The sequence below is a fragment of the Vibrio ordalii ATCC 33509 genome, assembly GCA_000257205.1.
Taxonomy (GTDB): Bacteria; Pseudomonadota; Gammaproteobacteria; order Enterobacterales; family Vibrionaceae; genus Vibrio; species Vibrio ordalii.
Map to the genome: position 1 here is coordinate 1 of AEZC01000158.1, position 742 is coordinate 742.

The 742-nt window shown below is 44.6% G+C and carries 2 tRNA genes; both read left to right on the forward strand.

Annotated elements, in window-relative coordinates:
* Positions 1-350 precede the first annotated feature (350 nt).
* Positions 351-435: transfer RNA gene (locus tag VOR_RS0111085), tRNA-Tyr, on the forward strand.
* Positions 436-514: 79 nt separating this feature from the next.
* Positions 515-599 (forward strand) — tRNA-Tyr (locus VOR_RS0111090).
* Positions 600-742 lie beyond the last annotated feature (143 nt).

Below are 742 nucleotides of genomic sequence, written 5' to 3' on the forward strand. Positions count from 1 at the left end.
GTCACAAACAGGCTATACCCAAACAACTTGAAGTTGCAGGTAGGCGGCAAGTAAGTTCATCCCTATGAGCATAGATAAACTATGTGATTGGGGTGAGCGAACGTAGCCAACACCGCTGCAGCTTCAAGTGGGAAGAGTATAAATAGAGCAAAACTATCCATTCCTCACTCCTTTGCCCAAAAAGGCAGCATTCAATTCAAAATCATAAGAAAAAGGCTTTACAGAGAGAGCGAGTTTGCTATCATGCGCTCCGCACTTGAGCAATGCGTTGGGAAAACGTTGTTTAAGCATACTGTGAGCCAAATAGTGTCGTTATAAACACTATAAGTCACATTGTATGAAAACCCTCTGGAGGGGTTCCCGAGTGGCCAAAGGGAGCAGACTGTAAATCTGCCGGCTCCGCCTTCGATGGTTCGAATCCGTCCCCCTCCACCATATTCTCTCGTAAGAGAAACCTTGATTGATACGTTGGGAAAACATCATTCAAGCCTATTTTTAGAATAGGAAAACACCCGGAGGGGTTCCCGAGTGGCCAAAGGGAGCAGACTGTAAATCTGCCGGCTCCGCCTTCGATGGTTCGAATCCGTCCCCCTCCACCATATTTTCTCGATTGAGAACGATAAAAAGCCAGCTTTCGAGCTGGCTTTTTCGTTTCTTTACATCATAGCTCTATAAACTGGCGTCACTAAGTAGTCTAGTTAATCCTTAAGCATAATAATTTTCCTGTGATTAAGAATTAGAA